The organism is Kitasatospora sp. NPDC088160 (genome assembly GCF_044741445.1).
GTDB lineage: Bacteria > Actinomycetota > Actinomycetes > Streptomycetales > Streptomycetaceae > Kitasatospora.
Genome location: NZ_JBIUSS010000011.1, coordinates 1 through 26,479 on the forward strand (window position 1 = coordinate 1; position 26,479 = coordinate 26,479).

Consider the following 26,479-nt stretch of genomic DNA (forward strand, 5'->3'; position numbering starts at 1 on the left):
TGGCACGCTGTTGAGTTCTCAAGGAACGGACACTTCCTTCGGACCGCCTTCCAGCGGGCCCTCCGGGCGCTTCGTTCTTTCGTGTTTCCAGCTTACCAGATGTTTTCCGCTCCGTTTTCCGGAGTTTCATTCATCCGATTTCCCGAACTGGTCGGGCCGCTTTCCGCGACGGCCTCCACATTAGCGCATTTCGGTTGTCACCCGAAATTCACACTCACCACGGTTGACGGGAACGCCAACAAACCCATGTCAATGGGTATCGAGGTGAGGGTGGGTCCTGCGGAGTGGGATGGCCGCATCAGCGACTCGTTCAACACTAGGCCACCCGGACGACATCGTCAAACACCGAGGGCGGGATCCGGCTGGATCCCGCCCTCGTATGTCGAAGCCGCAGCTCAGCGGCGTCGTGTTTCGGTCACACCGTAGCCGGAACCAGCTCCGCCGCCGCCAGGTTGCGCTTGCCGCGGCGCAGTACGAGCCAGCGACCGTGCAGCAGGTCGGCCTCGGCCGGCACCGCTTCCTCGTCCGTCACCTTGACGTTGTTGAGGTAGGCGCCGCCCTCCTTGACCGTGCGGCGGGCGGCCGAACGGCTCGGTGCGAGGCCGACGGCGACCAACAGGTCGACCACCGAGTGGAGTTCGGCCACCTCGGCCTTCGGGACCTCGGCCAGGGCGGCGGCCAGGGTCGGCGCCTCCAGGTCGGCGAGGTCGCCCTGGCCGAACAGCGCCTTGGACGCGGCGACCGCGCGCTCGTACTGCTCGGCGCCGTGGACGAGGGTGGTGAGCTCCTCGGCGAGGGCTCGCTGGGCGAGGCGGGCGGCGGGGCGCTCGGTGGTCTCGCGCTCCAGCTCCTCGATCTCCTCCTTCGAGCGGAAGCTGAAGATCCGCAGGAAGTTGGGGACGTCCCGGTCGTCCGCGTTCAGCCAGAACTGGTAGAAGGCGTACGGGGTGGTCAGCTCGGGGTCGAGCCAGACCGTGCCGGACTCGGTCTTGCCGAACTTGGTGCCGTCGGCCTTGACGATCAGCGGCGTGGCCAGCGCGTGCACGGACTTGGCGTCGGCCTTGCGGATCAGGTCCGTGCCGGCGGTCAGGTTGCCCCACTGGTCACTGCCACCGGTCTGCAGGGTGCAGCCGTAGCGGCGGTTCAGCTCCAGGTAGTCCATGCCTTGCAGGATCTGGTAGCTGAACTCGGTGTAGCTGATACCCGCGTCGGAGTTGAGCCGTCGGGCGACGGCCTCCTTGGCGATCATGTTGTTGACGCGGAAGTACTTGCCCACGTCGCGCAGCAGGCTGATGGCCGACATCCCGGACGTCCAGTCCAGGTTGTTGACCATGCGCGCCGCGTAGGGGCCCTCGAAATCGAGGAAGCGCGAGATCTGGCCCCGCAGCCGCTCGACCCAGCCGGCCACCGTCTCGGGGTCGTTGAGGACGCGCTCGGCGGTGGGCTTCGGGTCACCGATGAGGCCCGTGGCCCCGCCGACCAGGCCGAGCGGGAGGTTTCCCGCCTGCTGGATGCGGCGCATGGTGAGGATCTGCACGAGGTTGCCGAGGTGCAGGCTGGGGGCCGTCGGGTCGAAGCCGCAATAGAACGTGACCGGGCCGTCCGCGAACGCCTTGCGCAGTGCGTCCTCGTCGGTGGACAGGGCGATCAGCCCCCGCCACCGCAGCTCGTCGACGATGTCCGTCACGGTCACGCTTCTCCTTCGATCGGGCGCCCGCCCGGTGGCGGCCCGTTCTCTCGGACCCCGGGTCGGTGCGACTCCAGCGTGGTAGAGCCTACGCGGTCGGGGCCAGCGGGTTTTCCCCGAGCGTCGTGCCGCAGTCCTCCCCCGGCCGCTCCGGCGCCTGCCCGATACCGGAAATTCCGTTGTTCGTCGGCTGTGGGCCCGTTCAGAGTGGTGTCACCGCCGTGCGGCGGCAGTGACGTGTGTGGAGACGGTCGTGCCGCCGTGGCACGCCCGCGGGAAGGGTGTGCCGAGTGCGCAACACGCTGGTTCTGAACGCGAGCTACGAGCCCCTGACGACGGTGTCGCTCCAGCGCGCCGTCGTCCTGGTGCTCCAGGACAAGGCGGTGGTGGAGCAGGCGCATCCGCTGCGCACGGTCCGGGGGACGGGCGTCAGCATCCCGGTGCCCCGGGTGATCAGGCTTCAGCGCTACGTGAGAGTGCCGTTCCGACAACAGGCGCCGTGGTCGCGGCGGGGTGTCCTGGCCCGGGACCAGCACCTGTGCGCGTACTGCGGGCGGCGGGCCACCACGGTGGACCACCTGCAGCCCAGGTCGCGCGGTGGGGAGGACAGCTGGTTGAACACCGTGGCCGCGTGCCCGGAGGACAACCAGCGCAAGGCGGACCGGACACCCGAACAGGCCGGGATGAGGCTGCTGCGCCGGCCGTTCGTGCCGACCCCGCAGGCCACCCTCATGCTGGCGCTCGGCCTGCGCGGCTCGGAGGCCCGGGAGCTGGCCGACTGGCTGCCGGCCGTGCCGGGCCAGCCCGCTCCGACAGCCGTCCCGGCCGCGTGAGCGCCGCCGCGAGCCGCGCCCTACGGGGCCCGGGCTAACCCTTCGCCTGGTAGCCCGCCGCCGTGCCGTAGTTGGCCGAGTGCTCGGGCATCACGACCACCCGCCCGCCGCCGATCAGCACCCGCCCGGAGACCAGCAGCGAACCGGTGCCCTGCGGGAAGTTGCCGCCGGTCGCCTCCTGGCCGCCGGCCAGCGGGAACCGGCTGAGGCGGGCGGGCTGGTCGCGGCGTTCGTCGGCGGCGAGCACGAGCGCGCCGCCGTCGACGCCGACCGCCCGGACGGTGCCCTTGGCGGCGGTCGGCGCCTTCCAGCGCTGCTTACCGGTGTCGAGGTCGTAACCGACCGCCGCGGCCGGTCCGCCGCCGTTCGCCGGGACGAGCGTGGTGACCATCGTGCGGTTCTGGAAGAACACCTCGGGCGTGGCCGAGAACGTGCCGTGGCCGACGTCCAGCCGGCCGCCGTCGCCGACCACCGGGATCTCGGCGGCCGGGTCGCCGCCCGCGCCCCAGGAGAACACCCGGTCGTCCTCCGGCTTCTCGCCCGTGGTGAGGACGACGGACGGCTCGGCGGACAGCACGGTCACCGTCTTCGGCCGGTTGTTCAGGCCGCGCCACCAACTGACCTTGCCGTCCGCCGTGTTCAGTGCGACGGCCTGGTCGGCGGGGGTCGAGTCGGCGCAGGAGGAGGCGACCAGCACGGTCTTGCCGGTCACGCCGCCGGACAGGGTGCAGAACTTGCCCTGCCCGGTGTACTGCCAGACGTCCTTGCCGTCCGCGGACTCCCAGGCGACCGCCCGGTCGTCGCCGACCGCGATCACCTTGTCCTCGGTGACGCCGATCCGCGCGCCGTACGCGCCCTTGGCGTCCGAGACGGTCTTCGTCCACGCGGTCTTGCCGGTCTTGGTGTCCACGGCGGCGACCAGCGTGCACGGGCTCTTCGGGTCGGCCTGGGCCCGGAACAGCACCGCGCCCAGCCCCGCCTGGTTGACCCCCGCCGACAGCCCGCACGGGACGGCCCCGGCGGCCGGTGGCTCGACCGACCAGACGGGCTTGCCGGCCGCGAGGTCGTAGGCCCGCACACCGGCGGCGTCGGCGCGGACCACCGCATCGGCCAGCAGCCAGCTGCCGACCAGCGTGTCGTCACCCGGCGACCCGGACGCGGCGGGCTGGGCGGACCACACCTTGGTGTGCGCGACGGCGAAACCGGGCTCCCCACCGCTGCTCGCGGCCGCGCTGCCGCCGCCCTCGGCCCCGACCATCAGACCGGCCGCGACCAGCACGCCCAGCGCGGCCACCCCGGCGCCGGTGCGCACCAGCAGGGTCCGCCGGCTGGGCACGTGCTCGCCGGTGAGCACCGCCCCGGCGGCGGCGCGGGCCCTGGCCGAGAGCGAAGAGCCCGCCGTCGAGGAGCCTGCCTTCGGGGACCTGCCCCGACGGGCGGCAGCCCGCGACGGCGCGACGGGCACGGCCTCGGGCGTCGTGTCCGGCTCGGGCTCCGGCTCCGTGGACGGCTCCACCGGAACGGGCTCGGCGTCCTCGATGTGCACGTACCCGTCGGCCGAGTACTCCGCCCCCACCGGGACGTACAGCCCCTCCCCCGCAGGCTGCTCCGGGACGGCGTACGGCGCGTACTGCTGCTGCCCATGATCCGGGTACGGCTGGTACTGCTGGTACTGCCCCTCGGCGTAGCCGCCCTGGACGTAGCCGCCCTCGGCGTACCCGGTCTCGGCGTACCCAGCCTGGGCGTAGCCGGTCTGCCCGTACTGCGGGTCCTGTCCGTACTGCGCGTCCTGCCCGTCCTGGCGCGGGTCCTGTCCGTACGGCGAGCCCTGCCCGTACCCGCCCTGGCCGTAGCCCGCCGCCGTCTGCCAGTACTCCTGCTGCGGGTGGTCCTGCGGCTGCGGCTCCTGGTGCCCGCCGACCGGCCAGGCCTGCCGGCCCTGGGGGTACCACGGCTGCTGCTGGGCGTCTGCGAAGGGCTCCTGCGCCATCCGTTCCCGTCCCTCCCGAGCCGCCTGCCGATGCGGCAGTCAGCATCTCACGCCCGTTCGAGCGCGCCGCCCCGGCCTCGGGGGTCGGGGAGGTCAGCCTGCGGACTCGGCCTTCAGCGCCTCGTCGATGCGGGCGGCCAGGGTGAGGTCCAGGCCGGTCAGCCCGCCCGCGCTGTGGGTGGAGAGGACGAAGCGCAGGGTGCGCCAGCGGATGTCGACGTCGGGGTGGTGGCCGAGCGCCTCGGCCTGTTCGGCGACGGCGACGACCACCCGGATCGCCGCCGGGAAGTCGGGGGCGTCGGCCACGCGGACGATGCTGTCGCCCTCCCTGGTCCACCGCGGCAGTGCGGCCAGGGCCGCCGTGATCTCGTCCTCGCTCAGCCGTGCCCTGCTGCTCATCGAAGCTCTTCCGTTCGTCGTCTCGTCGTCCGGTCCGGCGTGCACTGCGAGGAACATACCGAGCCGGGGCCCTCCGCACCGGACGACACAGCCGCTGACGGGCAGCCCCCGGCGGGCGTCCCCCGACGGATGCTCAGCTCATCAGCTCAGCAGCAGTTTGGTGACCGCGGCGAGGCCGACCACCACGATGATCCCGCGCAGCGCGACCGGCGGCAGGCGGCGGCCGACCTTGGCGCCGAGCAGGCCGCCGACCAGCGAGCCCGCCGCGATCAGGCCGGCGGCCGCCCAGTTGACGGTGGAGGTGAACAGGAAGAACAGCGCGGCGACGCCGTTGACGACCATCGCCAGCGCGTTCTTCACGGCGTTGATCCGCTGCAGGTCCTCCTGGAGCAGCATGCCCATCAGCGCCAGCAGCAGGACGCCCTGCGCGGCGCCGAAGTAGCCGCCGTAGATGCCGGTGAGGAAGACGCCGACGAACAGCAGCAGGCCGCCGTCCGGGTCCCCGTCGGGGCGGCGGCGGGCGGCGACCGCCTTGGCGACCTTGGGCTGGATCACCACCAGGACGAGGGCGAGCAGGATCAGTACCGGGACGATCGCGTCGAAGGCGCCGTTCGGCAGTCTGATCAGCAGCAGCGCGCCGACCAGTCCGCCGAGCAGTGAGGCGGTGCCCAGGCGCAGCAGCCGGTGGCCCTGGCCGGCCAGCTCGCGGCGGTAGCCGATCACGCCGCTGAGCGAACCGGGCACCAGGCCGAAGGTGTTGGAGACGTTGGCGGTGACCGGCGGAATCCCGATGGCGAGCAGCACCGGGAACGTGATCAGCGTGCCGGAGCCGACGATCACGTTGATCATCCCGGCGCCGACGCCCGCCACCAGGACGGCGATGCCCTCCCAGAGCGTCATGGGTCACCTCTCCTCTCGGTCCTGTCCGGGGGGATCATGCCGGACGGCCCACCGGTCGGACCAGGGCCGCCCACGATTCGGGACACGCACCACGACCGCCACACGCCACGACCGCCACGACCGCCACACGCCGGGGGCCCGCCACCGTGCGGTGGCGGGCCCCCGGGCCGGACGGTTCAGCCGGTCACTCCGGGTCGATCTTGCGGTACTCGCGGGCCGGGTCCACCCGGGGGCGGGCGGCACCCTTCTCGGTGTCCACCGGGCGCGGGCCGGCCGCCGGGTCGAGCGGCACCTGGGTGGCCGCGGGGGCCGCCTGCGGGACGCTCGGGGCGGCGACCGCGCCGCCGTTGACGCCGGGGTTGCCGGTCAGCCCGCCGAAGGCGCCGCCGAGGCCCTTGAGGGCGTCGCCGACCTCGCTGGGGATGATCCACAGCTTGTTGGAGTCGCCCTTGGCCAGCTCGGGCAGGGTCTGCAGGTACTGGTAGGCGAGCAGCTTCTGGTCGGCGTCGCCGTCGTGGATGGCCTCGAAGACCGTCCGGATCGCGGCCGCCTCACCGTCGGCGCGCAGCACCGCGGCCTGCGCCTCACCCTCGGCCCGGAGCACGTCGGCCTGCTTCTCACCCTCGGCCTTGAGGATCTGGGCCTGCCGCTGGCCCTCGGCGGTGAGGATCGCGGCGCGCTTGTCACGGTCGGCGCGCATCTGCTTCTCCATCGAGTCCTGGATGGAGGTGGGCGGCTCGATCGCCTTCAGCTCGACGCGGTTGACCCGGATGCCCCACTTGCCGGTGGCCTCGTCCAGGACGCCGCGCAGACCGGCGTTGATGACCTCGCGCGAGGTCAGGGTGGATTCGAGGTCCATCGAGCCGATGATGTTGCGCAGCGTGGTGACGGTCAGCTGCTCGATGGCCTGGATGTAGCTGGCGACCTCGTAGGTGGCCGCGCGCGGGTCGGTGACCTGGTAGTAGATCACCGTGTCGATGTTGACCACCAGGTTGTCCTGGGTGATCACCGGCTGCGGCGGGAACGGCACGACCTGCTCGCGCAGGTCGATCCGGTTGCGGACCCGGTCGATGAACGGGACGACGATGTTCAGGCCTGCGTTGAGCGTCCGGGTGTAGCGGCCGAAGCGCTCCACGATCGCGGCGCTGGCCTGCGGGATGACCTGGATCGTCTTGATCAGCGCGATGAAGGCCACCACGACCAGGACGACCAAAACGATAAGGACGGGTTCCACGGACTCTCCCCTAGATGACCAGGGCGGTCGCGCCCTGGATTTCGACGACGTCGACCTGCTGCCCCGGTTGGTACACGCTGTCCGGGTGGAGCGCGCGGGCCGACCAGATCTCGCCGTTCAGCTTGATCCGTCCGCCCTCCCCGTCGACGGTTTCCGCGACGACCGCGGTGGCGCCCTGGAGCGCCTCGATGCCCATCTTGATGTGCGGGCCCTGCCGCAGTTGCCGGTAGGCGATCGGGCGGACGAAGACCAGCAGCGAGACCGAGACCGCGATGAAGACCAGGGTCTGCCAGACCGCGTCTCCGCCCAGCCCGGCCACGCCGGCGGCCGCCAGCGCACCGACCGCGAACATGGCGAACTCCGGCATCGCGGTCAGCACCAGCGGTATGCCGAGCCCGACGGCGGCCAGGAGCCACCAGATCCAGCTGTCCACGTGTCCATCCTAGGGAGCGAAGGGCCTTCGAGGCGGACAGTTCCCGCAGGTCGAGGGGCGGAAACCGGTCGCGCGTGCGACCGGTCCCCGGAAACCCGACGACATCGGAGCGTGCGAGGCGCGGGCGGGGCGCGGGCGGGGGCTCAGCCCAGCGGCAGGCCCTGCGCGGACCAGCGGTCCCCGTGGCGCTCCAGGGTGAGCGGCAGGCCGAAGCACTTGGAGAGGTTGCGGGCGGTCAGCTCGGTGTCGATCGGACCGGCGGTGAGCACCTTGCCCTGGCGGATCATCAGGACGTGGGTGAAGCCCGGCGCGATCTCCTCGACGTGGTGGGTGACCATCGCCATGGCCGGGGCGAACTCGTCCTGGGCGAGCGCGCCGAGCCGGCGGACGAGGTCCTCGCGGCCGCCGAGGTCCAGGCCGGCCGCGGGCTCGTCGAGCAGCAGCAGCTCGGGGTCGGTCATCAGGGCGCGGGCGATCAGGGTGCGCTTGCGCTCGCCCTCGGAGAGGGTGCCGAACTTGCGGCCGGTGAGGTTGGACATGCCCATCCGGTCGAGCAGCGCGAGCGCGCGGGACTCGTCGAACTGCTCGTAGGTCTCCTGCCAGCTGACCGTCATGCCGTAGGCGGCGGTCAGCACGGTCTGCAGCACCGTCTGCTCGGCCGGCAGCTTGTCGAACATGGCGGCGCCGGCCAGGCCGATCCGGGAGCGCAGCTCGAAGACGTCGACCTCGCCCAGCTTCTCGCCCAGCACCGACACCTTGCCCGCGGTCGGGAACAGGTAGGTGGCGGCGATCTGCAGCAGGGTGGTCTTCCCGGCGCCGTTGGGGCCCAGGATGACCCAGCGCTCCCCCTCGGAGATGGACCACGAGACCTGGTCGACCAGCGCGCGTCCCTCCCGGACCACGGATACGTCCACCAGCTCCAGCACGTCGCTCATGCCTACGCCTTCCCCAATACAAGAATTTCGGCCGTCGGTGCGGGCGGCGAGCCTACTCCGGCAGCCGGTGGGCACGGGGTGGGTGCGCCGCACACGCATGGGCAAACCTACGCCACGCGGATGACCGCCGATTCCGTAGGCTGGCCGGATGCTCGCGACTCCTCCCGACAATCCGTACGAAGAACCCCGTTCGGGGCGGCTGACCGCGTGGGGCAACGCCCTGCTGGCCGGTCTGGTGCCGCCGGACAACGCCGCGGCGGCCGTGCTGGGCGACGACGAGAGCCACCGGGTGACCGGGCTGCCCGGGGACGGGCCGGGCGAACGGCACGGCCTCACCTGGGCGCTGGGACGGCTCCGGGTGCTCGGGGTCAAGGGCCTGCGACTGGCGCTGCCGTCCGCCGGGCACCCGCTGGGGCTGACCGGTCCGGCACCGTTCAACGAAGCGGCGATGGGCGTCGGGGAGGCGGTGCTGGCGGTGGGCGTCCCGCTCGGACTGGTGCCGGAGGTGGAGGTGTTCGGCCCGGCCGGGGACCGTTCGGCGACGGTGCTGTGGCGCTGCCTTGAGACCAACGACACACCGCCGGCCGACGTCCCGTCGCTGCACGAGGCCGAACGGGAGCTGGCCGACGGGCTGCGCGAGGCGACGCTCCTGCTGACCCGCCTGGACGTGGCGGGCGCCGGACCGGAGGCGCTGCGGGCGCTGGAGGCGTACCGCCGGCGCGGGCACGCCGAACTGCTGGCGCCCGGGTACCCGCCGCGTGCGGTGCGGGTGCTGGAGTCGGCCCGGCAGGTGTCGGCGCTGCTGGCGATCGCCGCGGGCGGGCACGGCGCGGCGGTCAGCGCCTCCGAGATGGCGGCGCGGCAGGCGGTGCTGGCGCCGCTGCGGCGCACCGCCCGGCGGGCGCAGGTGGCGGCGTACAACGCGCTGGTCGACGAGCGCGAGGACCGCTGAGCACGGGGCCCGCTCAGCACGAGGAACGCTCAGCACGAGGAGCGCTGAGCACGGGGCCCGCCGAACACGGGGCCGCTCAGGACGCGGCCCGCTAGGACGGGCCGCCGTCCCGCGCCTCGCCGTTGCGGACGGCCCACAGGGCCGCCTGGGTGCGGTCCGCCAGGTCCAGCTTCATCAGGATGTTGGAGACGTGGGTCTTCACCGTCTTCTCCGACAGGTGCAGGCTGCGGGCGATCTCCCGGTTGGAGCGGCCGTCGGCGATGTGGCCGAGGACCTCGCGCTCGCGTTCGGTGAGGGTGCCGCCGCGGCCCTGCGGGGCGCGGGGGCCGTCGTCGGCGAGCAGCGCCTCGGCCAGTTCGGGCTGGAGCAGGACGTGGCCGGCGTGCACCGAGCGGATCGCGCCGGCCAGCGCCTCCGGGTCGACGTCCTTGTAGACGTACCCGGCGGCGCCGGCCCGCAGCGCGGGGACCATCGTGCGGTGCTCGGTGAAGCTGGTGACGATCAGGATCCGGGCCCGGCTGCCCTCGCCCTTGAGCGTGCGCAGCGCCTCGATGCCGTCGACACCGGGCATCTTGAGGTCCATCAGGACGACGTCGGGGTCGAGTTCGCGGGCGCGCTCGACGCCCTCCGCCCCGTCGGCGGCCTCCCCGACCACCTCGATGTCGTCCTGGACCTCCAGGAACGTGCGCAGCCCGCGGCGGACCACCTGGTGGTCGTCGACCAGCAGGACGCGGATCGACGGCGTGCTGTCAGGCGGGTTGTCAGGCACCGGGGACCTCCATCTCGACGAGCGTCCCCCGGCCGGGGGCGGACTCCAGGGTGAGCGTGCCGCCGACGGCGGCCGCGCGGTCGCGCATCGAGGCCAGGCCGAGGTGGCGCCCGGCCCGGCGGACGGACTCGGGGTCGAAGCCGTGCCCGTCGTCGCGCACCCGCAGCACGGCGCCGCGCGCGGGCGTGCCGGCCAGGGTGACGGTGACGCGGCCGGCTCCGGAGTGGCGCAGCGCGTTGTGCAGCGCCTCCTGGGCGACCCGCAGCAGCGCGGCCTCCTGCGCGGGCGGCAGGGCGCGGACGCCGTCGGCGGCGAAGGCGACGTCCGCGGTGTGGGCCCGGTCGAGGACCTGCACCTGGGAGGCGAGGGTGGCGCTCAGCCCGTCCTCCTCCAGGGCGGCGGGGCGCAGTTCGACGACGACGGCGCGCAGTTCGTCGGCGGCCTCGGCGGCGAGCCGGGCGACCTCGGCGAGTTCGGCGCGGGCCCGGGCCGGGTCGCGGTCGACGAGCGTGGCGGCGGCCTTGGCGGTGAGCCGCAGCGAGAAGAGCTTCTGCGCGACGGCGTCGTGCAGGTCGTGGGCGATGCGGGCGCGTTCGCCGGCCAGGGTGAGCTCGCGGCTGCGCTCGTACAGGCGGGCGTTGGAGAGGGCGAGGGCGGCGTGCGCGGCGAGTATCCGCAGCAGTTCCTCGTCGTGGTCGGTGAACAGGCCGCCGCCGCGCTTGTTGGCGAGGAAGATGACGCCGGTGACCTGCGGTTCGTCCTCGGCGGCCTCGGCGTCCAGGATGGGCATGCCGAGGAAGGCGTCCATCTCGGGGTGGGCGGCCGGCCAGCCGCCGAAGGCCGGGGCCCTGCGGACGTCGGCGAGCCGGGTGGGGCCGGTCTCGTGCAGCATCTTGGCGAGGACGCCGTGCTGGCGGGGCAGCGGGCCGATCGCCCGCCACTGCTCGTCGGTGACGCCGTCGACGACGAACTGGGCGAAGCCGCCGTGGTCGTCGGGCACGCCCAGAGCCGCGTACTCGGCGCCGAGCAGGTCGCGGGCGGAGGCGGTGATGCGGCGCAGCACCTCGCGGACCTCCAGGTGCCGGCTCATCGCGAGCAGCGCCTGGCTGACCGCCTCGATGCCGGCCAGGCAGGGGTCGCAGCCGGGCATCGGGCGGGCCGGGCCGCGCAGGTCGAGGTGCGGACCGGCCGGGCTCCGGTGGTCGCTGGGCGTGCTGGGCATACCGCCAAACTACCGCCGCCGCGGGCGCCGCCGCGTCGGTCCGCGGCCGGGGTGGGCGCAGGTCCGGGGACCTAGGTCTCGGGGCCCGCGCAATGGAGGAGGGGCGGCTCTCCGGGTGATGGGAGAGCCGCCCCTCGTCGGGCGGGGCGAAGGGGGTCAGCCCTTCTGCATGACCTCGGGCTCGTGGCGGCGCTGGAGCCGGGTGACGATGACGCCGATGACGATCGAGATCGCGATCAGCGCGCCCGCGTCGATCGCCCACTGGGCGACGCTGGCGGTCCACAGCGGGTCGTACTGGGGGTTCTGGAAGTCCTTGTTCCAGGGGCCCATGAGCTTGGACAGGTCCAGTGTGGTGGCCACGATGCCGGTGCCCCAGCGGGCCGGCATCAGCCAGGCGGCCTGCTCCAGGCCGGGCTTGCCGAAGAGCTGGAACAGGCAGCCGGTGAAGACGACCTGGATGATGGCGAACATGACCAGCAGCGGCATGGTCTTCTCGGCGGTCTTGACCAGGGCCGAGATCATCAGGCCGAACATCATCGCGGTGAAGCTGAGCAGGATCATGCCGATGGTCATCTCGATGATCGGCAGGTCCTTGACGATCAGGCCGTGCTCGGGGAGCTTGCGCGGCAGGAAGCCGACCGCGGCGACGATGGCGCCCTGGATCACGCTGAAGAAGCCCAGCACGATGATCTTGGACATCATGTACGCCGAGCGGGAGAGCCCGGTGGCCCGTTCCCGTTCGTAGATGGCCCGTTCCTTGATCAGTTCGCGGACCGAGTTGGCCGCTCCGGAGAAGCAGGCTCCGATCGCCAGGATCATGATGATCGTCGCGGCCCCGCTGTTGAGGTGGAGCTGCGTGTTCGGATTGGGCGCGAGGCCCGCCCCGTTGGGGACCAGCACGCTGACCGCGCCGATGACGGCGGGCAGCAGCACCGACAGCGCCAGGAAGCCGCGGTCCGAGGCGAGGACCGACATGTAGCGGCGCATCAACGTCCACAGCTGGGAGCCCCAGCTCTGCGGCTTCGGCGGCCGGACGGCCTCCTGGGCGACCTGGGCGTGCTGCACCTCGCCCGACTCCACGTCGGGGGCGGAGTACTGCTGGTAGTGCACCGAGCCGCGGTAGCGGCCGGCCCAGTCGTGGTCCGGGTAGTTCTCGAAGGCCTGGAAGACGTCCGCCCAGGTCTCGTACCCGAAGAAGTGCAGCGCCTCGTCCGGCGGGCCGAAGTAGGCCACCGCGCCGCCCGGCGCCATCACCAGCAGCCGGTCGCAGAGCGCGAGTTCGGCCACCGAGTGGGTGACGACCAGGATGGTGCGGCCGTCGTCGGCGAGACCGCGCAGCATCTGCATGACCTCGCGGTCCATGCCCGGGTCGAGGCCCGAGGTGGGCTCGTCCAGGAAGATGAGCGACGGCTTGGTGAGCAGTTCCAGGGCGACCGAGACGCGCTTCTGCTGGCCGCCGGAGAGCGCGGTGATCTTGTTGTCGGCGCGCTTGTCCAGGCGCAGCTCGTACAGCACCTCGTCGATCCGGGCCGCGCGCTCGCGCGCCTCGGTGTCGCCGGGGAAGCGCAGCTGGGCCGCGTACTTGAGGCCGGTGCGGACGGTGAGTTCCTTGTGCAGGATCTCGGACTGCGGCACCAGGCCGATGCGCGAGCGCAGTTCGGCGAACTGCTTGTAGAGGTTGCGGCCGTCGTACAGGACCTCGCCGCGGTCGGCCGGGCGGTAGCCGGTGAGGGCGCGCAGCAGGGTCGACTTACCGGAGCCGGACGGGCCGATGACGGCGACCAGGGACTTCTCCGGGACGCCGAAGCTGACGTCGTCGAGCAGGATCTTCTTGGCGCCCTTGTGCTCGACCTCGACGGTCAGGTGGCGGGCGGAGAAGGAGACCGCGCCGGTGTCGACGAACTCCTGCAGCTGGTCGCCGACCAGGACGAAGCTGGAGTGGCCGACGGTCAGCCGGTCCTGCGGGCCCATCAGCTGGCGCTGCACCCGCTGGCCGTTGAGGAAGATCCCGTTGTGGCTGCCGAGGTCGACGATCTCGTAGCGGCCGTCCTGGAGCTGGCGCAGCTCGGCGTGGTGGCGGGAGACCTGGAGGTCGGAGACCACGACGTCGTTGTCGAGCGCGCGGCCGATCCGGACGGTGCGCATGGCGGCGGTCAGGTTGCGGATGATCGTCGGCTGCGGGCCGTCGCCGTCCTGCGGGGCGGGCGGGAAGGCCTGCTGCTGCGGGAAGCCGCCCTGCTGGGGCTGGGGCTGGGGCGGGTGCTGCTGGTGCGGGAACGGTGGCTGGGGCCGACCCGCCCAGGCCTGCTCGGGCTGCGGCGGGTAGGGGGCCTGCGGCGACCAGCCCTGCTGCGGGGCCGGCGGCTGGGGCGTCGGCGCGGCGCTGCGGCTGGTGGCGGCCTCGTGCCAGGCGGGAGCCTGGGGGGCGGCGGCGTGCGGGGCGGCGTGGGCGGGCGCGGAGAAGCCGAGCCGGGGTCCGTTCTCCGGGTTGCCGAGGTTGACGACGGCGCCGGGGAACAGCTGGGCCTGCGTCGTCCGGGCGCCGGCCGTGTAGGTGCCGTTGGTGCTGCCGTGGTCGTCCAGCTGCCAGCCGCTGCCGTTGAAGGTGATGGTCCCGTGGTTCCAGGAGACCCTGGCGTCGTCGAACGGGAAGTCCGACTGCGGGTTGCGCCCGATGGTGTAGGACCGCCCGGGCTCCAGAGTCCGCTGCTGTCCGTTGATATCGATGACGAGTTGCGGCACTGTGCGCCTGCCCCGCTCTCTCGGTTCCCCCGAATTGTGCCCCCGACCAGGGGTGCGATGTTTCCGAAACTGACGGGGGGAATCATTCCAGCCTGCTGACCGCCGATAGAAGTCGCCCCGGGTGACTGTGACCAGGCTGCTACCCGGCACCCGTCCGCGACGTGGGACGGGTGCTCTGGGCCCGCCGGCCGGCGGGTAGCGTGGGAGGCACCATGAACGCATCGCCCCTGGCCGCTGAGCCCCTCCCCGCCGCCCAGCCCCGGACCGCGGACGAGCGCACCCTGCTCGTCAAGGTGTTCGGCAAGGACCGCCCCGGCATCACCGCCGGCCTCTTCGCCACCCTGGCAGGCTTCGCCGTCGACGTGATCGACATCGAACAGGTCGTGACCCGTGGCCGCATCACGCTCTGCGCACTGGTCACCCCGCCCACCGCTCCCGGCGCCGAGGGCGGACTGCGGGCCACCGTGCACCGCTGGGCGGAGGAGCAGAAGCTCCAGGCCGAGATCCTCTCCGGCATCGGCGACAACCGGCCGCGCCGCGAGGGCCGTTCGCACGTCACCGTGCTCGGCAATCCGCTGACCTCCGCCGCCGTCTCCGCGCTCACCTCCCGGATCACCGCGGCGGGCGGCAACATCGACCGTGTGTTCCGGCTCGCCAAGTACCCGGTGACGGCGGTCGAGCTGGCCGTGTCCGGTGTGGCCACCGACGAGCTGCGGGCCGAGCTGGCCCAGGAGGCGGCCACCCAGCGGGTGGACGTCGCGGTGGTCGCGGCCGGGCTGGAGCGCCGGGCCAAGCGCCTGGTGGTGATGGACGTCGACTCCACGCTCATCCAGGACGAGGTGATCGAGCTGTTCGCGGCCCACGCGGGCTGCGAGGAGGAGGTCGCCGAGGTGACGGCGCAGGCGATGCGCGGCGAGCTGGACTTCGCCGAGTCGCTGCGGGCCCGGGTCTCGCTGCTGGCCGGGCTGGACGCCTCGGTGACCGAGAAGGTGCGCGCGGAGGTCCGTTTCACGCCGGGCGCGCGCACCCTGATCCGCACGCTCCAGCGGCTGGGCTTCCAGGTCGCGGTGGTGTCGGGCGGGTTCACCCAGGTCACCGACCACCTGGTCGAGGAGCTGGGGCTGGACTTCGCGGCGGCCAACACCCTGGAGGTGGTGGACGGCAAGTTCACCGGCCGGGTGGTCGGCGAGATCGTGGACCGCGCGGGCAAGGCCCGCTGGCTGGCCCGGTTCGCCGAGCAGGCGAAGGTGCCGCTGTCGCAGACGGTGGCGATCGGCGACGGCGCCAACGACCTGGACATGCTGAACGCGGCCGGGCTGGGCGTGGCGTTCAACGCCAAGCCGGTGGTGCGCGAGGCCGCCGACACCGCCGTCAACGTGCCGTTCCTGGACACCGTGCTGTACCTGCTGGGCATCACCCGGGAGGAGGTCGAGGCGGCCGACGCGGTGGACGGCAGCCTGACCGAGTAGAGCCCGAAGACGCACACGAGGGGCGCGCGGACCTGGTCCGCGCGCCCCTCGTCGTCATCGAAGCCCGGAACCCCGGAGCCCGTACGGAACTCGGAGCTCCGTACCGGGTCAGTCCTGCGGCGTGTAGTACGAGACCAGCGCGGCCGCGCCCGGCTCGACGCCCTTCCACGAGCCGCTGAAGCTGAGCACCGCGATCGCCGCCGTCGGGAAGCCGCCGAGCCGCAGCCGCTCCAGCGCGTCCCGGTCGCCCGCGTCCCCGGCCAGCACCTGGGTCAGGCCCAGCACGCCGGGGTTGTGCCCGACCAGCACCACGTCCGCGTACTCCTCCGGGGTCTCCTGGAGGACGGCGATGATCTCGCCGGGGCTGGCCTCGTAGATGCGGTCCTCGTACACGGTCCTGCGGGCCCGCTTCGGCAGCTCGTGCGCCGCCAGCTTCCACGTCTCGCGGGTGCGCAGCGCGGTGGAGCAGAGCACGTACTCGGGGTTGATGCCGGAGTCGACCAGCCAGCGGCCGGCGTCCGGGGCCTGGTGACGGCCCCGGTCGGCCAGCGGCCGCTCGTGGTCGTCCACGCCGTTGGGCCAGTCGGCCTTGGCATGGCGGAGAACGATGATCCTGCGGGACGTGTCGGCGCTCATACCCAGCAAGCTTGGCAGAAAAGCCGCTCCGGGGCGCGGTGCTCCCGGATGCCGCCACTCGCAGGGGTGGCGGGTGTCATCATCCGCCGTTCGTCCGGCCTTCCGATAAACGGGGGTGGCCGGTGAACGGCGGTGCTACGCGGGGGGGGATGGACCGGATCAGCCTATGGCGGCGGCGACGGAGGCGATGATCGCCACCAGCACCACGATGCCGGCGATCGCCAGGGCGATCTGGCCGAGCTGCTTGCGGCCGTCGGTCGGGTTGGGATCGAGAACGGGCATGTCCGGGATTCTTCCACCCCGAACACGCCCGTCGGTCACCGACCCCTCGGGGTTGGCCGTCCCTTGGTCAGGCCTTGACCTGCGCCACGGGGTGGACCGCCTCGTCCTCGATGTGCCGGGCCATCGCGGCCCGCAGGCCGAACAGCATCTGCGGCACCAGCAGCAGCGCCAGGAAGCCCAGCGGGCCGTACCACTCGCCGGTCATCTGGTAGATCCGGCCGATCAGGATCGGGCCGGGGATGGAGATCAGGTAGCCGACACCCTGGGCGAAGGCGGAGAGCTGGGCGACCCCGCCGGCGGTGCGGGCGCGCAGCCCGATCATCGTCAGCACCAGCGGGAAGGCGCAGTTGGACAGGCCCACCAGGACCGCCCAGAGCCACGACGCGCCGGCCGGGGCCAGCGCCAGCCCGGCGTACCCGGCGATGCCGCAGGCGGCCAGCACGACGACGAACAGCCGCTGGTCGCCGCGGCGGGCGGCCAGGTTGGGCAGCACGAAGGAGACCGGCACGCCGATCACCATGGTCACCGCGAGCAGCACCCCGGAGGTGCCCTTGTCGACGCCGGCGTCCTGGAAGATCTTCGGCAGCCAGCCCATCACCACGTAGGCGCCGGTGGCCTGGAGGCCGAAGAAGCAGGCCATCGCCCAGGCCGTCCGGCTGCGGGTGATCGGCAGCCTGGCGGCGGCGGCCGCCCCGCCCGCGCGCTCGCCGCGCTCGCGCTTGGTCAGCAGCACCGGGAGCCAGAGCAGCAGGGCCAGCGCGGCGAGACCGGCCCAGACGCCCAGGCCGTAGCGCCAGTCGCCGCCGAGCGCGCTGGTCATCGGCACGGTGACGGCGGCGGCCAGCGCGGTGCCGGCCGACAGCGCCATCGAGTACAGGCCGATCATCGGACCGACCTTGTCCGGGAAGTAGCGCTTGATCACCACCGGGATCAGCACGTTGGAGACCGCCACACCGGCCAGCGCGAGCGCCGTCAGCAGCAGGAACACCGCGGTGCCGCCGGCGAAGGAGCGGGAGAGCACGCCCAGGGTGATCGCGCCCATGCCGGCGGTGATCACGGCGATCGGGCCGATCCGCCGGGCCATCGAGGGCGCGGCGAAGCCGAACAGGCCGAAGCAGAGCGACGGGACGGCGGTGAGCAGCCCGGCGAGCGTCGGGTTCATCCCGAGGTCGGCGCGGACCTGGTCGAGCAGCGGCCCGAGGCTGGTGACCACGGGGCGCAGGTTGAAGGCGGCGGCGGCGATCGCGATGGCGAACAGCCAGCCCAGGTACTTGCCGGAGGAGGGCGTGGAGGGCCGCTCGGTCTGCGGCCGGGCCTCGGTTCGTGGGGAGGCGGTGGTGTCTGCTGCGGGAGGCATGGGCACCATCATAGAATGATGGGATGAATCGGCGCACCTTCGAATTGGCATGATGTGCCGACCCGCTCCCCCACCGGACGCCGGCCCTCCCACCCGCCGGCCCCGTCCATCGAACCGTAGCCGCAAGGAGTACCCGTGGCGCTGTCCTCGCCGAGGCGCACCCCGCTGTCCGACCAGGTGATCGCGCAGCTGCGCGCCCAGATCACCTCCGGAGAGTGGCCCGTCGGCTCACGCATCCCCACCGAGGCCGCACTCGTCGAACAGCTCGGCGTCGCCCGCAACACCGTCCGCGAGGCCGTCCGCGCCCTCGCCCACAACGGGCTGCTCGACATCCGCCAGGGCTCCGGCACCTACGTGCTCGCCACCAGCGAGCTGGCCGGGGTCATGCACCGCCGCTTCGCCGACGCCGACCAGGCGCAGGTCGCCGAGCTGCGGGCCGCCCTGGAGACCTCTGCGGCCGGCCTCGCCGCGGCCCGCCGCACCGACCGCGACCTCGGCCTGCTGGACGCCGCGCTGGGCCGCCGCGAGAGCGCCTGGCACTCCGGCGACGCCGAGGACTTCATCCAGGCCGACGCCGCGTTCCACCAGGCCGTCGTCGCCGCCGCCCACAACGACGTGCTGGCCGCCGTCTACGCCGACCTCGGCGAGGTCACCCGCGCCCACCTGCGGCACGACGTCGGCCCCGAGCTGATCGCCGAGCGCTACATCGGCCACGCCACCATCCTCGACGCCATCCGGGCCGGCGACGCCCAGCGCGCCTCCGTCGAGGCCGGCCGCGCCATCGGCGCGTGCACCCCCGCCGACGCCTGAGGCGCCCCCGAACGCCCTGGAACGCCGCTGCCCGGCACCCCCCACGAGGGTGCCGGGCAGCGGTGTGCGGCGAAGCGGTCAGGCGCCGATGGCGTGCAGCCCGCCGTCGACGTGGATGATCTCGCCGGTGGTCTTCGGGAACCAGTCCGAGAGCAGCGCGACGATGCCGCGGCCGGCCGGCTCCGGGTCGGTCAGGTCCCACTTCAGCGGGGAACGGTGGTTCCAGGTGTCCGCGAGGTCGCCGAAGCCCGGGATGGACTTGGCGGCCATCGAGCCGAGCGGGCCGGCCGAGATCAGGTTGCAGCGGATGTCCCGCTCGCCCAGGTAGCGCGCCAGGTAGCGGTTGGTCGACTCCAGGGCGGCCTTGGCCGGGCCCATCCAGTCGTACTGCGGCCAGGCGAACTGCGCGTCGAAGGTGAGGCCGACGACCGAGCCGCCGTCCTGCATCAGCGGCAGCAGCGCCATGGTCAGCGACTTCAGCGAGAAGGCCGAGACGTTCATCGCGGTGGCCACGGACTCCCACGGGGTGTCCAGGAAGTTGCCGCCCAGGGCGTCCTGCGGGGCGAAGCCGATCGAGTGGACGATGCCGTCCAGGGTCGGCAGGTGCTCGCGGACCGTGTCGGCGATGCCCGCCAGCTCCTCCTCGCTGGAGACGTCCAGCGGCAGCACGGTGACCGGCTTCGGCAGCTTCTTGGCGATCCGCTCGGTCAGGCTCGGGCGCGGGAACGCGGTGAGGATGATCTCCGCACCCTGCTCCTGGGCCAGCTTGGCGGCGTGGAAGGCGATGGAGGACTCCATCAGCACACCCGTGATCAGGATGCGCTTGCCCTCAAGGATTCCAGTCATGCTCAGTGACCCATGCCCAATCCGCCGTCGACGGGAATGACGGCTCCGGTGATGTACGCGGCCTCGTCCGAACCGAGGAACCGCACGGTGGACGCGACCTCGGCGGGCGACGCGTAGCGGCCCAGCGGCACGCCCGAGACGATCTCCGCGCGGCGCTCGTCGCTGAGCACAGCGGTCATGTCGGTGTCGACGAAGCCGGGGGCGACCACGTTGACGGTGATGTTGCGCGGGCCCAGCTCACGCGCCAGCGACCGGGCGAAGCCGACCAGGCCCGCCTTGGACGCGGCGTAGTTCGACTGGCCCGGCGAACCGGACAGGCCCACCACGGACGAGATCAGCACGACGCGGCCCTTGCGGGCCCGCATCATCAGCTTCGAGGCGCGCTTGACCACCCGGAAGGCGCCGGTCAGGTTGGTGTCCAGGACGGAGGTGAAGTCCTCCTCGGACATGCGCAGCAGCAGGGTGTCGTTGGTGATGCCCGCGTTGGCGACCAGCACCTGGACCGCGCCGTGCTTCTCCTCGATCTCGGTGAAGGCGGCGTCGACCTGCGCGGCGTCCGTGATGTCGCAGCGCACCGCGAGGACGTCGTACTTCTCCAGGGCCTCGGGCACCTCGCCCGAGCGGCTGGTGATGGCGACCTTGTCACCCGCCTCGGCGAAGGCCTGGGCGATCGCGAGGCCGATGCCCCGGTTTCCTCCGGTGACGAGAACCGAGCGGCTCAACGATCCACCTCTCTCCGTGTGTGCGGACGTACGTCGGAACGCGTACGCAGTGTGACGCTATCGGGCGGTCGGCGGTGTCGGCGCATCGGGCTCCCACAGCGCCGCACCGGAGGAACTGTCGCAATCCGACAATCCGTACCCGCAGCGCCCCGCACCTGCTCAGCCGCCCTGACCGAACCACCGCCGGAGCCGAGCCGACGCCGCCGTACGGGAACAACACGGCCCCGCGCACCCGTTGCCCCCGTGGTGCGGGCCGACCCGGGACCGGCCGTACCGATCCCCGAAGGGTCCCGCGAGGAACGAAGGCAGGGCGCATGACCAAGGCACGGCCCAGGAGCACCCACCGAAACGGACGGCTGCTGGCCCTGACCGCCCTCGCGGCCGGCCTGGGAGCGGCCGCCTGGTCGCTGCGCGACCTGCCGGCGGCGTTCGGCCGACGCCCGGACGGCGAGCACGAGGAGCGGGTGCGCGACTCGCCGCAGTACCGCGACGGCGTCTTCCACAACGCCCCCTCCACCCTGGCCCGGGCCACCACCGCCCCGGACATCGACCGCGGCACCATCCGCCGGATGCTGTTCGACCGCGAGGGCCGCGTCCCCGCCCACCCCGTGCCGACCGTCCGCCCCGCCGGCGGCCCCGGCCCGGCCGCCGAGGACGTGGCGATCACCTGGTACGGGCACGCCTCCGCGCTGGTGGAGATCGAGGGCTCCCGGGTGCTGCTCGACCCGATCTGGAGCGAGCGCTGCTCCCCCGCCGCGCACGTCGGCCCCAAGCGGCTGCACCCGGTGCCAGTGGAACTGGAGGAGCTGCCGCAGGTCGACGCCGTGCTGATCTCGCACGACCACTACGACCACCTGGACATGGCGACGGTCAAGCGCCTGGTGCGCAGCCAGTCCGCGCCGTTCGCGGTGCCGCTGGGCATCGGCGGCCACCTGCGCCGCTGGGGCGTCCCGGAGCACCGCATCATCGAACTGGACTGGGACGAGACCTGCACCCTCGGCGACCTGGTGCTCACCCTCACCTCGGCGCACCACTTCTCCGGCCGCGGCCTGACCCGCAACACCACCCTGTGGGGCTCCTGGGTGATCGCCGGCCCCGACCGCAAGGTCTTCTACACCGGTGACTCCGGCTACTTCGAGGGCTACGCCCGGATCGGCGACCGCCACGGCCCCTTCGACGCCGCGCTGGTGCAGATCGGCGCCTACGACGCCGCCTGGGCCGACATCCACATGACCCCCGAGGACGCCGTGCGCGCCCACCGCGACCTCCAGGCGGGCCTGCTGGTGCCGGTGCACTGGTGCACCTTCAACCTGGGCCTGCACCCGTGGGCCGAGCCGATCGAGCGACTGCTGGTCGAGGCCAAGGCGCAGGCCGTCCCGCTGGCCGTGCCGCGCCCCGGCGAGCGGGTCGACGTGGACAACCCGCCGGAGCTGGACGGCTGGTGGGAGATCGTCGGCTGACCGACCGGCCACCACGGCGGCGCACCGGCCGAAATGCGCTGGCCGAAACCCCCTGGACCGGCCATGATGCGGTGCGGGCGCCCCTGTGCGGCGCCGCACCGCCACCCTCCGCGACCAGGGAGCACGATTGCCTCCGATCCCTCCGGCCGACAGCGTCGGCGCCCCGCACGGGCGCGCCGTCGACCCGCTGTTCCTCGCCTTCCCGCTGCGCACCCTCGCCGACGCCGCCCTCACCCGGGCGCGCGAACTCGGCGCCGCCCACGCCGACTTCCGTCTGGAGCGGGTCCGCAGCGCCTCCTGGCGGCTGCGCGACGCCCGCCCGGCCGGCACCTCCGACAGCGTGCAACTCGGCTTCGCCGTCCGGGTGCTGCTGGACGGCGTCTGGGGCTTCGCCGCCGGGGTGGACCTCACCACCGACGCGGCGGCGCGGGTCGCCGAGCAGGCCGTCGCGGTGGCCCGCCTGTCCGGCGGGATCAGCCGGGCCGCCGGCTCCGCCGAGCGGGTCGAGCTGGCCGACGAGCCGGTGTACCGGGACGTCACCTGGGTCTCCTCGTACGAGGTGAACCCCTTCGAGGTGCCGGACGCGGAGAAGACCGCGCTGCTCGCCGAGTGGAGTTCGCGGCTGCTGGCCGCCGAGGGCGTCTCGCACGTCCAGGCGAGCCTGCTGACCGTCCAGGAGAACAAGTTCTACGCGGACACCGCGGGCACCGTCACCACCCAGCAGCGGATCCGGCTGCACCCCACGCTGGAGGCCACCTCGGTGGACGAGCGCACCGGGGCCTTCGACTCGATGCGCACGCTGGCCCCGCCGGTCGGGCGCGGCTTCGAGTACCTCACGGGGGTCCGGGGGCCGTCCCCCGACGGCCGGGGCCTGCCCGCAACGGGCTGGGACTGGGACGCCGAACTCGCCGAACTGCCCACCCTGCTGGCCGAGAAGATGAAGGCGCCGAGCGTCCGGGCCGGCCGCTACGACCTGGTCATCGACCCGTCCAACCTCTGGCTGACCATCCACGAGTCGATCGGCCACGCCACCGAGCTGGACCGCGCCCTCGGCTACGAGGCCGCCTACGCCGGCACCTCCTTCGCCACCTTCGACCAGCTCGGCTCGCTCAGGTACGGCTCCGAGCTGATGCACGTCACCGGCGACCGCACCGCCGAGCACGGCCTGTCCACGATCGGCTACGACGACGAGGGCGTCGCCACCCAGTCCTGGGACCTGGTCAAGGACGGCACCCTGGTCGGGTACCAACTCGACCGCGGCATGGCCGAGCTGAAGGGCTTCGAGCGTTCCAACGGCTGTGCCTTCGCGGACTCCCCGGCGCACGTGCCGGTGCAGCGGATGGCCAACGTCTCGCTCCAGCCCGCCGCCGACGGCCCGGACACCGAGGGCCTGTTCGCCGGGGTGGAGAACGGCCTGTACATCGTCGGCGACCGCTCCTGGTCGATCGACATGCAGCGCTACAACTTCCAGTTCACCGGCCAGCGTGCCTACGCCATCAGGAACGGCGAACTCGCCGGCCAGGTCAAGGACTTCGCCTACCAGGCGACCACCACCGACTTCTGGGGCTCGATGACGGCGGTCGGCGGCCCGCAGACCTACGTCCTCGGCGGCGCCTTCAACTGCGGCAAGGCGCAGCCCGGCCAGATCGCGGCGGTCAGCCACGGCTGCCCGTCGGCGCTGTTCCGCAACGTCAACGTGCTCAATACCCAGCAGGAGGCGGGTCACTGATGACCGCGATGCAGCCCCACGAACTGGTCGAGCTGGCACTCGGCCTCGCCCGCGCCGACGGCTGCGTGGTGATCGCCGACGAGGAGTCCACCGCCAACCTGCGCTGGGCCGGCAACTCGCTGACCACCAACGGCGTCACCCGCGGCCGCCGCCTCACCGTGATCGCCACCGTGGCCGGGGCCGACGGCACCGCCTCCGGCGTGGTCTCCCGCGAGGCCGTCACCCCGGACGAGGTGGAGGGCCTGGTCCGCGCCGCCGAGGAGGCCGCCCGCGCGGCCGGCCCGGCCGAGGACGCCCAGCCGCTGGTGGCCGACCGGCCGTCCTCCCCGGACTTCACCCGGCCGCCCGCCGAGACCTCGATCGCGGTGTTCGACGCCTTCGGCCCGGCCCTCGGCGAGGCCTTCGCCCGGGCCGCCGCGCAGGGCGAACTGCTGTACGGCTTCGCCCGGCACGAGGTGGTCAGCAGCTACCTGGGCACCTCCACCGGCCTGCGGCTGCGCCACGACCAGCCGACCGGCATGGTCGAGATCAACGCCAAGACCGCCGACCTGTCCGGCTCCGCCTGGGCCGGCGCCGCCACCCGGGACTTCTCCGACGTGGACGTCACCGCCCTGCACACCGAGCTGACCAAGCGCCTCGGCTGGGGCGCCCGCAAGGTGGACCTGCCCGCCGGCCGGTACGAGACGCTGCTGCCGCCCTCGGCCGTCGCCGACCTGATGCTCTGCCTCGCCTGGTCCGCCGTCGGCCGCGACGCCCACGAGGGCCGCACCGTCTTCTCCAAGCCCGGCGGCGGCACCCGGATCGGCGACAAGCTCGCCGGGCTGCCGCTCACGCTGCGCACGGACCCGGCCGAACCCGGCCTGGAGTCGGCGCCGTTCGTCCTCGCGCACTCGACCGGCGGGGACATCTCGGTCTTCGACAACGGCCTGCCGATCGACGCCACCGAGTGGATCCGCGAGGGCGTGCTGACCGACCTGGTCACCAGCCGCCACTCCGCCGGCCTCACCGGCCTGCCGCTGCGCCCGTTCGGCGACAACCTGGTGCTGGAGACGGCCGACCAGGACAGCGCGCCGACCTTGGACGAGATGATCGCCCGCACCGAGCGCGGCCTGCTGCTCACCTGCCTCTGGTACATCCGCGAGGTGGACCCGGCGACGATGCTGCTCACCGGCCTGACCCGGGACGGCGTCTACCTGGTCGAGAACGGCGAAGTCGTCGGCGCGGTCAACAACTTCCGGTTCAACGAGTCCCCGGTGGACCTGCTGGACCGGATCACCGAGGCGGGCCGCACCGAGCGCTGCCTGCCCCGCGAGTGGAGCGACTACTTCACCCGCACCGCGATGCCACCCGTGCGTGTCGCGGACTTCAACATGAGTTCGGTCAGCCAGGCCTCATAGCCACTGACCAACGGGGGGATACGAGAGACATGATGGACGAGAAGCGGCTGGTCAAGACGAGCAAGATGCTGTCGCGCATCCTGCGGCACGAGCCGGAGCGGGTGGGCGTCACGCTGGACGAGTCCGGCTGGATCCGGATCGACGTGCTCCTCACCGCCCTCGCGGCCAAGGGCAACCGGCTGACCAGGGCCGATCTGGACCACGTGGTGGCGACCAACAACAAGCGCCGCTTCGGCTACTCCGCGGACGGTCTCTCGATCCGCGCCAACCAGGGCCACACGGTGGCGGTCGACCTCGGCCTGGCCGCCACCGTGCCGCCCCCGGTGCTCTACCACGGCACCGCCGACCGCCACCTGGCGTCGATCTTCCGGGAGGGCCTGCGCCCGATGGCCAGGCAGGACGTCCACCTGTCCGCGGACACCGAGACCGCGGTGCGGGTCGGCGCCCGGCACGGCCGCCCGGTGGTGCTCACCGTGAACGCGGCCGCGATGGCGGCGGCCGGCCACGAGTTCCGGATCAGCGACAACGGCGTCTGGCTCACCGACGCCGTCCCGCCGCAGTTCCTCTCCCGGCGGTCGTGAGGCCCCTCGCCCCGCCGTTCCGACTACCCGTTCCGATCGGCCGTCCCGATCGGCCGGACAGTCCCCTCGCACACCCGACCGGGTGGGTCCGCCCCACCCGGTCTCGTCGTCCCCGCTGCCCAGGCGTACCGTGAGGAGGCCGCGCGGCGAGTCGCGCGGGAGCGTGGACGAGGGCGGTAGGACATGGGCAAGAGCGCCGACGGTGGGCAGGTCCACCGGATCACGGGAGCGCGGAGCAGCCTCACCGAGGACGTCCGCGGGCGGCAGCGCCGCTACGTGGTCTCGATGCTGCTCCGGACGGTCTGCGTGCTGCTCGCCGTGGTGCTGTGGGACGTCCAGCGGTGGCTGGCGTTCGCGGCGCTGGCCGGCGCCGTACTGCTGCCGTACTTCGCCGTCCTGATCGCCAACGCGGGCCGGGAGCGGGCGCCGGGGCTGCCGAGCACCTTCGACATCCCGCTGGACACCCCGCTGATGCTCGGTCCCGGTGGGACGGGTGGGAGGGGTGGGGCGGACGGGGCCCCCGGTACAGGCGGGGCAAAGACCGCTGCCACCGATCCTTCACAGGGCCCGAACTGACCGTCCGTTTCGAGACGTTTCGAGAAAATCCGGCTCGAAGAAAGCTCAGAAGAAGCTCAGATTAATCATGCAAGACCTCCCCATCCGAGGCCCCTGGCGTGACATACTGCGTACGCGCTCCGCATCCCCCGTCGGAGCGACGGACCGACGCCGGGCGGCTCCCCCCGTGGCTGCCCGGCGTCGCCATGCCCGGATCCGGGCGGGCTCCCTCCGGGCCGCGCGGAGCGCGTGAAACACTGGCGGTGCAGACCACCCGCCTAGCGCTGAGGACGGCCCGATGGACACCCCGCAGACGCCGATCTGCTCCGCCAAGGGCTGCCGGGCGGACGCCCGTTGGGTGCTGGTGTGGAACAACCCCAAGCTGCACACCCCGGACCGCCGCAAGACCTGGCTCGCCTGCGACGAGCACCGCGAGCACCTGTCCCAGTTCCTCGGCGTGCGCGGCTTCCTCAAGGAGGTCGTCGCCTTCGCCGACTGGACCCCGGAGACGTCCTAGCCGTCCGGGTCGTCCGAGTCGG

Annotated in this window: 25 protein-coding genes; 10 read left to right on the plus strand and 15 right to left on the minus strand. The window is 72.7% G+C overall.

Annotated features, from left to right (window positions below; translation table 11 throughout):
• Nucleotides 1-415: 415 nt before the first annotated feature.
• Complete coding sequence (gene tyrS, locus ACIOGZ_RS18295) at nucleotides 416-1,687, minus strand: tyrosine--tRNA ligase (RefSeq protein WP_400807627.1); 1,272 nt, start codon at nucleotides 1,685-1,687, stop codon at nucleotides 416-418.
• A gap of 290 nt (nucleotides 1,688-1,977) precedes the next feature.
• Between tyrS and ACIOGZ_RS18300 the strand changes: the two genes are divergently transcribed.
• A complete protein-coding gene (locus ACIOGZ_RS18300) occupies nucleotides 1,978-2,520 on the plus strand; it encodes an HNH endonuclease (protein WP_063349641.1) in 543 nt (180 codons plus the stop codon).
• 34 nt (nucleotides 2,521-2,554) lie between these two features.
• Here the strand turns inward: ACIOGZ_RS18300 and ACIOGZ_RS18305 are convergent, their stop codons facing one another.
• The 6 genes from ACIOGZ_RS18305 to ACIOGZ_RS18330 all read right to left on the minus strand — a co-directional run bounded on the left by ACIOGZ_RS18305 (nucleotide 2,555) and on the right by ACIOGZ_RS18330 (nucleotide 8,411).
• Complete coding sequence (locus tag ACIOGZ_RS18305) at nucleotides 2,555-4,510, minus strand: PQQ-binding-like beta-propeller repeat protein (protein WP_400986450.1); 1,956 nt, start codon at nucleotides 4,508-4,510, stop codon at nucleotides 2,555-2,557.
• Nucleotides 4,511-4,603: 93 nt separating this feature from the next.
• A complete protein-coding gene (locus tag ACIOGZ_RS18310) occupies nucleotides 4,604-4,909 on the minus strand; it encodes a 4a-hydroxytetrahydrobiopterin dehydratase (protein ID WP_400986452.1) in 306 nt (101 codons plus the stop codon).
• A gap of 141 nt (nucleotides 4,910-5,050) precedes the next feature.
• The gene (locus ACIOGZ_RS18315; RefSeq protein WP_363589448.1) at nucleotides 5,051-5,809 is read right to left on the minus strand and encodes a sulfite exporter TauE/SafE family protein; all 759 of its coding nucleotides are present in this window, start codon (nucleotides 5,807-5,809) and stop codon (nucleotides 5,051-5,053) included.
• 184 nt (nucleotides 5,810-5,993) lie between these two features.
• The gene (locus ACIOGZ_RS18320) at nucleotides 5,994-7,043 is read right to left on the minus strand and encodes an SPFH domain-containing protein (protein ID WP_363589446.1); all 1,050 of its coding nucleotides are present in this window, start codon (nucleotides 7,041-7,043) and stop codon (nucleotides 5,994-5,996) included.
• A gap of 10 nt (nucleotides 7,044-7,053) precedes the next feature.
• Nucleotides 7,054-7,464: an NfeD family protein gene (locus ACIOGZ_RS18325; RefSeq protein WP_363589456.1), complete on the minus strand. Its 411-nt coding sequence runs from the start codon at nucleotides 7,462-7,464 to the stop codon at nucleotides 7,054-7,056.
• Nucleotides 7,465-7,619: 155 nt separating this feature from the next.
• Entirely contained in the window at nucleotides 7,620-8,411 is a 792-nt protein-coding gene (locus tag ACIOGZ_RS18330) for an ABC transporter ATP-binding protein (protein WP_063349636.1), read from the minus strand.
• Nucleotides 8,412-8,559: 148 nt separating this feature from the next.
• Here ACIOGZ_RS18330 and ACIOGZ_RS18335 point away from each other — a divergent pair, with 148 nt between their 5' ends.
• Complete coding sequence (locus tag ACIOGZ_RS18335; protein WP_363589444.1) at nucleotides 8,560-9,363, plus strand: hypothetical protein; 804 nt, start codon at nucleotides 8,560-8,562, stop codon at nucleotides 9,361-9,363.
• A gap of 91 nt (nucleotides 9,364-9,454) precedes the next feature.
• Here the strand turns inward: ACIOGZ_RS18335 and ACIOGZ_RS18340 are convergent, their stop codons facing one another.
• From ACIOGZ_RS18340 to ACIOGZ_RS18350, 3 genes are all read right to left on the minus strand, one after another.
• Nucleotides 9,455-10,132 (minus strand): response regulator transcription factor, encoded by a 678-nt coding sequence (locus ACIOGZ_RS18340; RefSeq protein WP_363589442.1) that lies wholly within the window; start codon nucleotides 10,130-10,132, stop codon nucleotides 9,455-9,457.
• Nucleotides 10,125-11,282 (minus strand): GAF domain-containing sensor histidine kinase, encoded by a 1,158-nt coding sequence (locus ACIOGZ_RS18345; protein WP_363589454.1) that lies wholly within the window; start codon nucleotides 11,280-11,282, stop codon nucleotides 10,125-10,127. Before ACIOGZ_RS18345 ends, ACIOGZ_RS18340 begins: the two co-directional genes overlap by 8 nt.
• A gap of 228 nt (nucleotides 11,283-11,510) precedes the next feature.
• Nucleotides 11,511-14,096 carry an FHA domain-containing protein gene (locus ACIOGZ_RS18350; RefSeq protein WP_363589440.1) on the minus strand — a complete coding sequence of 862 codons (2,586 nt, stop codon included), beginning with the start codon at nucleotides 14,094-14,096 and terminating at the stop codon, nucleotides 11,511-11,513.
• Between the two features lie 212 nt (nucleotides 14,097-14,308).
• Here ACIOGZ_RS18350 and serB point away from each other — a divergent pair, with 212 nt between their 5' ends.
• Nucleotides 14,309-15,565 (plus strand): phosphoserine phosphatase SerB, encoded by a 1,257-nt coding sequence (serB, locus tag ACIOGZ_RS18355; protein ID WP_363589438.1) that lies wholly within the window; start codon nucleotides 14,309-14,311, stop codon nucleotides 15,563-15,565.
• Nucleotides 15,566-15,673: 108 nt separating this feature from the next.
• Here serB and ACIOGZ_RS18360 read toward each other — a convergent pair whose 3' ends face one another.
• From ACIOGZ_RS18360 to ACIOGZ_RS18370, 3 genes are all read right to left on the minus strand, one after another.
• A complete protein-coding gene (locus ACIOGZ_RS18360) occupies nucleotides 15,674-16,201 on the minus strand; it encodes a histidine phosphatase family protein (RefSeq protein WP_363618519.1) in 528 nt (175 codons plus the stop codon).
• 159 nt (nucleotides 16,202-16,360) lie between these two features.
• Nucleotides 16,361-16,483 (minus strand): SGM_5486 family transporter-associated protein, encoded by a 123-nt coding sequence (locus ACIOGZ_RS18365; protein WP_279634939.1) that lies wholly within the window; start codon nucleotides 16,481-16,483, stop codon nucleotides 16,361-16,363.
• A gap of 67 nt (nucleotides 16,484-16,550) precedes the next feature.
• The gene (locus ACIOGZ_RS18370; protein WP_400986453.1) at nucleotides 16,551-17,840 is read right to left on the minus strand and encodes a CynX/NimT family MFS transporter; all 1,290 of its coding nucleotides are present in this window, start codon (nucleotides 17,838-17,840) and stop codon (nucleotides 16,551-16,553) included.
• Between the two features lie 135 nt (nucleotides 17,841-17,975).
• Here ACIOGZ_RS18370 and ACIOGZ_RS18375 point away from each other — a divergent pair, with 135 nt between their 5' ends.
• Nucleotides 17,976-18,650 (plus strand): FadR/GntR family transcriptional regulator, encoded by a 675-nt coding sequence (locus ACIOGZ_RS18375; RefSeq protein ID WP_350887659.1) that lies wholly within the window; start codon nucleotides 17,976-17,978, stop codon nucleotides 18,648-18,650.
• Nucleotides 18,651-18,728: 78 nt separating this feature from the next.
• Here the strand turns inward: ACIOGZ_RS18375 and fabI are convergent, their stop codons facing one another.
• Complete coding sequence (gene fabI, locus ACIOGZ_RS18380; RefSeq protein ID WP_063349628.1) at nucleotides 18,729-19,496, minus strand: enoyl-ACP reductase FabI; 768 nt, start codon at nucleotides 19,494-19,496, stop codon at nucleotides 18,729-18,731.
• Between the two features lie 2 nt (nucleotides 19,497-19,498).
• A complete protein-coding gene (gene fabG / locus ACIOGZ_RS18385; protein WP_350887665.1) occupies nucleotides 19,499-20,218 on the minus strand; it encodes a 3-oxoacyl-[acyl-carrier-protein] reductase in 720 nt (239 codons plus the stop codon).
• Between the two features lie 314 nt (nucleotides 20,219-20,532).
• Between fabG and ACIOGZ_RS18390 the strand changes: the two genes are divergently transcribed.
• The 6 genes from ACIOGZ_RS18390 (at nucleotide 20,533) to ACIOGZ_RS18415 (ending at nucleotide 26,457) form a co-directional block, all read left to right on the plus strand.
• Nucleotides 20,533-21,678 carry an MBL fold metallo-hydrolase gene (locus ACIOGZ_RS18390; protein WP_400986455.1) on the plus strand — a complete coding sequence of 382 codons (1,146 nt, stop codon included), beginning with the start codon at nucleotides 20,533-20,535 and terminating at the stop codon, nucleotides 21,676-21,678.
• 127 nt (nucleotides 21,679-21,805) lie between these two features.
• Nucleotides 21,806-23,407, plus strand: coding sequence for a TldD/PmbA family protein (locus tag ACIOGZ_RS18395; RefSeq protein ID WP_400986457.1), 1,602 nt, complete (start codon nucleotides 21,806-21,808; stop codon nucleotides 23,405-23,407).
• Complete coding sequence (locus ACIOGZ_RS18400) at nucleotides 23,407-24,804, plus strand: metallopeptidase TldD-related protein (protein WP_363580655.1); 1,398 nt, start codon at nucleotides 23,407-23,409, stop codon at nucleotides 24,802-24,804. The genes ACIOGZ_RS18395 and ACIOGZ_RS18400 overlap by 1 nt, the downstream gene beginning before the upstream one ends.
• 32 nt (nucleotides 24,805-24,836) lie before the next feature.
• The gene (locus tag ACIOGZ_RS18405; protein ID WP_063351459.1) at nucleotides 24,837-25,385 is read left to right on the plus strand and encodes an RNA 2'-phosphotransferase; all 549 of its coding nucleotides are present in this window, start codon (nucleotides 24,837-24,839) and stop codon (nucleotides 25,383-25,385) included.
• A 183-nt stretch (nucleotides 25,386-25,568) separates the two neighbouring features.
• Nucleotides 25,569-25,961, plus strand: a complete 393-nt coding sequence (locus ACIOGZ_RS18410) for a DUF3099 domain-containing protein (RefSeq protein ID WP_363618529.1) — start codon at nucleotides 25,569-25,571, stop codon at nucleotides 25,959-25,961.
• A gap of 277 nt (nucleotides 25,962-26,238) precedes the next feature.
• Nucleotides 26,239-26,457 carry a hypothetical protein gene (locus ACIOGZ_RS18415; protein ID WP_363580651.1) on the plus strand — a complete coding sequence of 73 codons (219 nt, stop codon included), beginning with the start codon at nucleotides 26,239-26,241 and terminating at the stop codon, nucleotides 26,455-26,457.
• Nucleotides 26,458-26,479 lie beyond the last annotated feature (22 nt).

Coding starts and splice junctions, on each gene's coding strand:
- ACIOGZ_RS18305 (WP_400986450.1), bottom strand. CDS start 4,510: ATGGCGCAGGAGCCCTTCGCAGACGCCCAGCAGCAGCCGTGGTACCCC.
- ACIOGZ_RS18310 (WP_400986452.1), bottom strand. CDS start 4,909: ATGAGCAGCAGGGCACGGCTGAGCGAGGACGAGATCACGGCGGCCCTG.
- ACIOGZ_RS18315 (WP_363589448.1), bottom strand. CDS start 5,809: ATGACGCTCTGGGAGGGCATCGCCGTCCTGGTGGCGGGCGTCGGCGCC.
- ACIOGZ_RS18330 (WP_063349636.1), bottom strand. CDS start 8,411: ATGAGCGACGTGCTGGAGCTGGTGGACGTATCCGTGGTCCGGGAGGGA.
- ACIOGZ_RS18335 (WP_363589444.1), top strand. CDS start 8,560: ATGCTCGCGACTCCTCCCGACAATCCGTACGAAGAACCCCGTTCGGGG.
- ACIOGZ_RS18345 (WP_363589454.1), bottom strand. CDS start 11,282: ATGCCCGGCTGCGACCCCTGCCTGGCCGGCATCGAGGCGGTCAGCCAG.
- serB (WP_363589438.1), top strand. CDS start 14,309: ATGAACGCATCGCCCCTGGCCGCTGAGCCCCTCCCCGCCGCCCAGCCC.
- ACIOGZ_RS18360 (WP_363618519.1), bottom strand. CDS start 16,201: ATGAGCGCCGACACGTCCCGCAGGATCATCGTTCTCCGCCATGCCAAG.
- ACIOGZ_RS18365 (WP_279634939.1), bottom strand. CDS start 16,483: ATGCCCGTTCTCGATCCCAACCCGACCGACGGCCGCAAGCAGCTCGGC.
- ACIOGZ_RS18370 (WP_400986453.1), bottom strand. CDS start 17,840: ATGCCTCCCGCAGCAGACACCACCGCCTCCCCACGAACCGAGGCCCGG.
- fabI (WP_063349628.1), bottom strand. CDS start 19,496: ATGACTGGAATCCTTGAGGGCAAGCGCATCCTGATCACGGGTGTGCTG.
- ACIOGZ_RS18390 (WP_400986455.1), top strand. CDS start 20,533: ATGACCAAGGCACGGCCCAGGAGCACCCACCGAAACGGACGGCTGCTG.
- ACIOGZ_RS18400 (WP_363580655.1), top strand. CDS start 23,407: ATGACCGCGATGCAGCCCCACGAACTGGTCGAGCTGGCACTCGGCCTC.
- ACIOGZ_RS18405 (WP_063351459.1), top strand. CDS start 24,837: ATGGACGAGAAGCGGCTGGTCAAGACGAGCAAGATGCTGTCGCGCATC.
- ACIOGZ_RS18410 (WP_363618529.1), top strand. CDS start 25,569: ATGGGCAAGAGCGCCGACGGTGGGCAGGTCCACCGGATCACGGGAGCG.
- ACIOGZ_RS18415 (WP_363580651.1), top strand. CDS start 26,239: ATGGACACCCCGCAGACGCCGATCTGCTCCGCCAAGGGCTGCCGGGCG.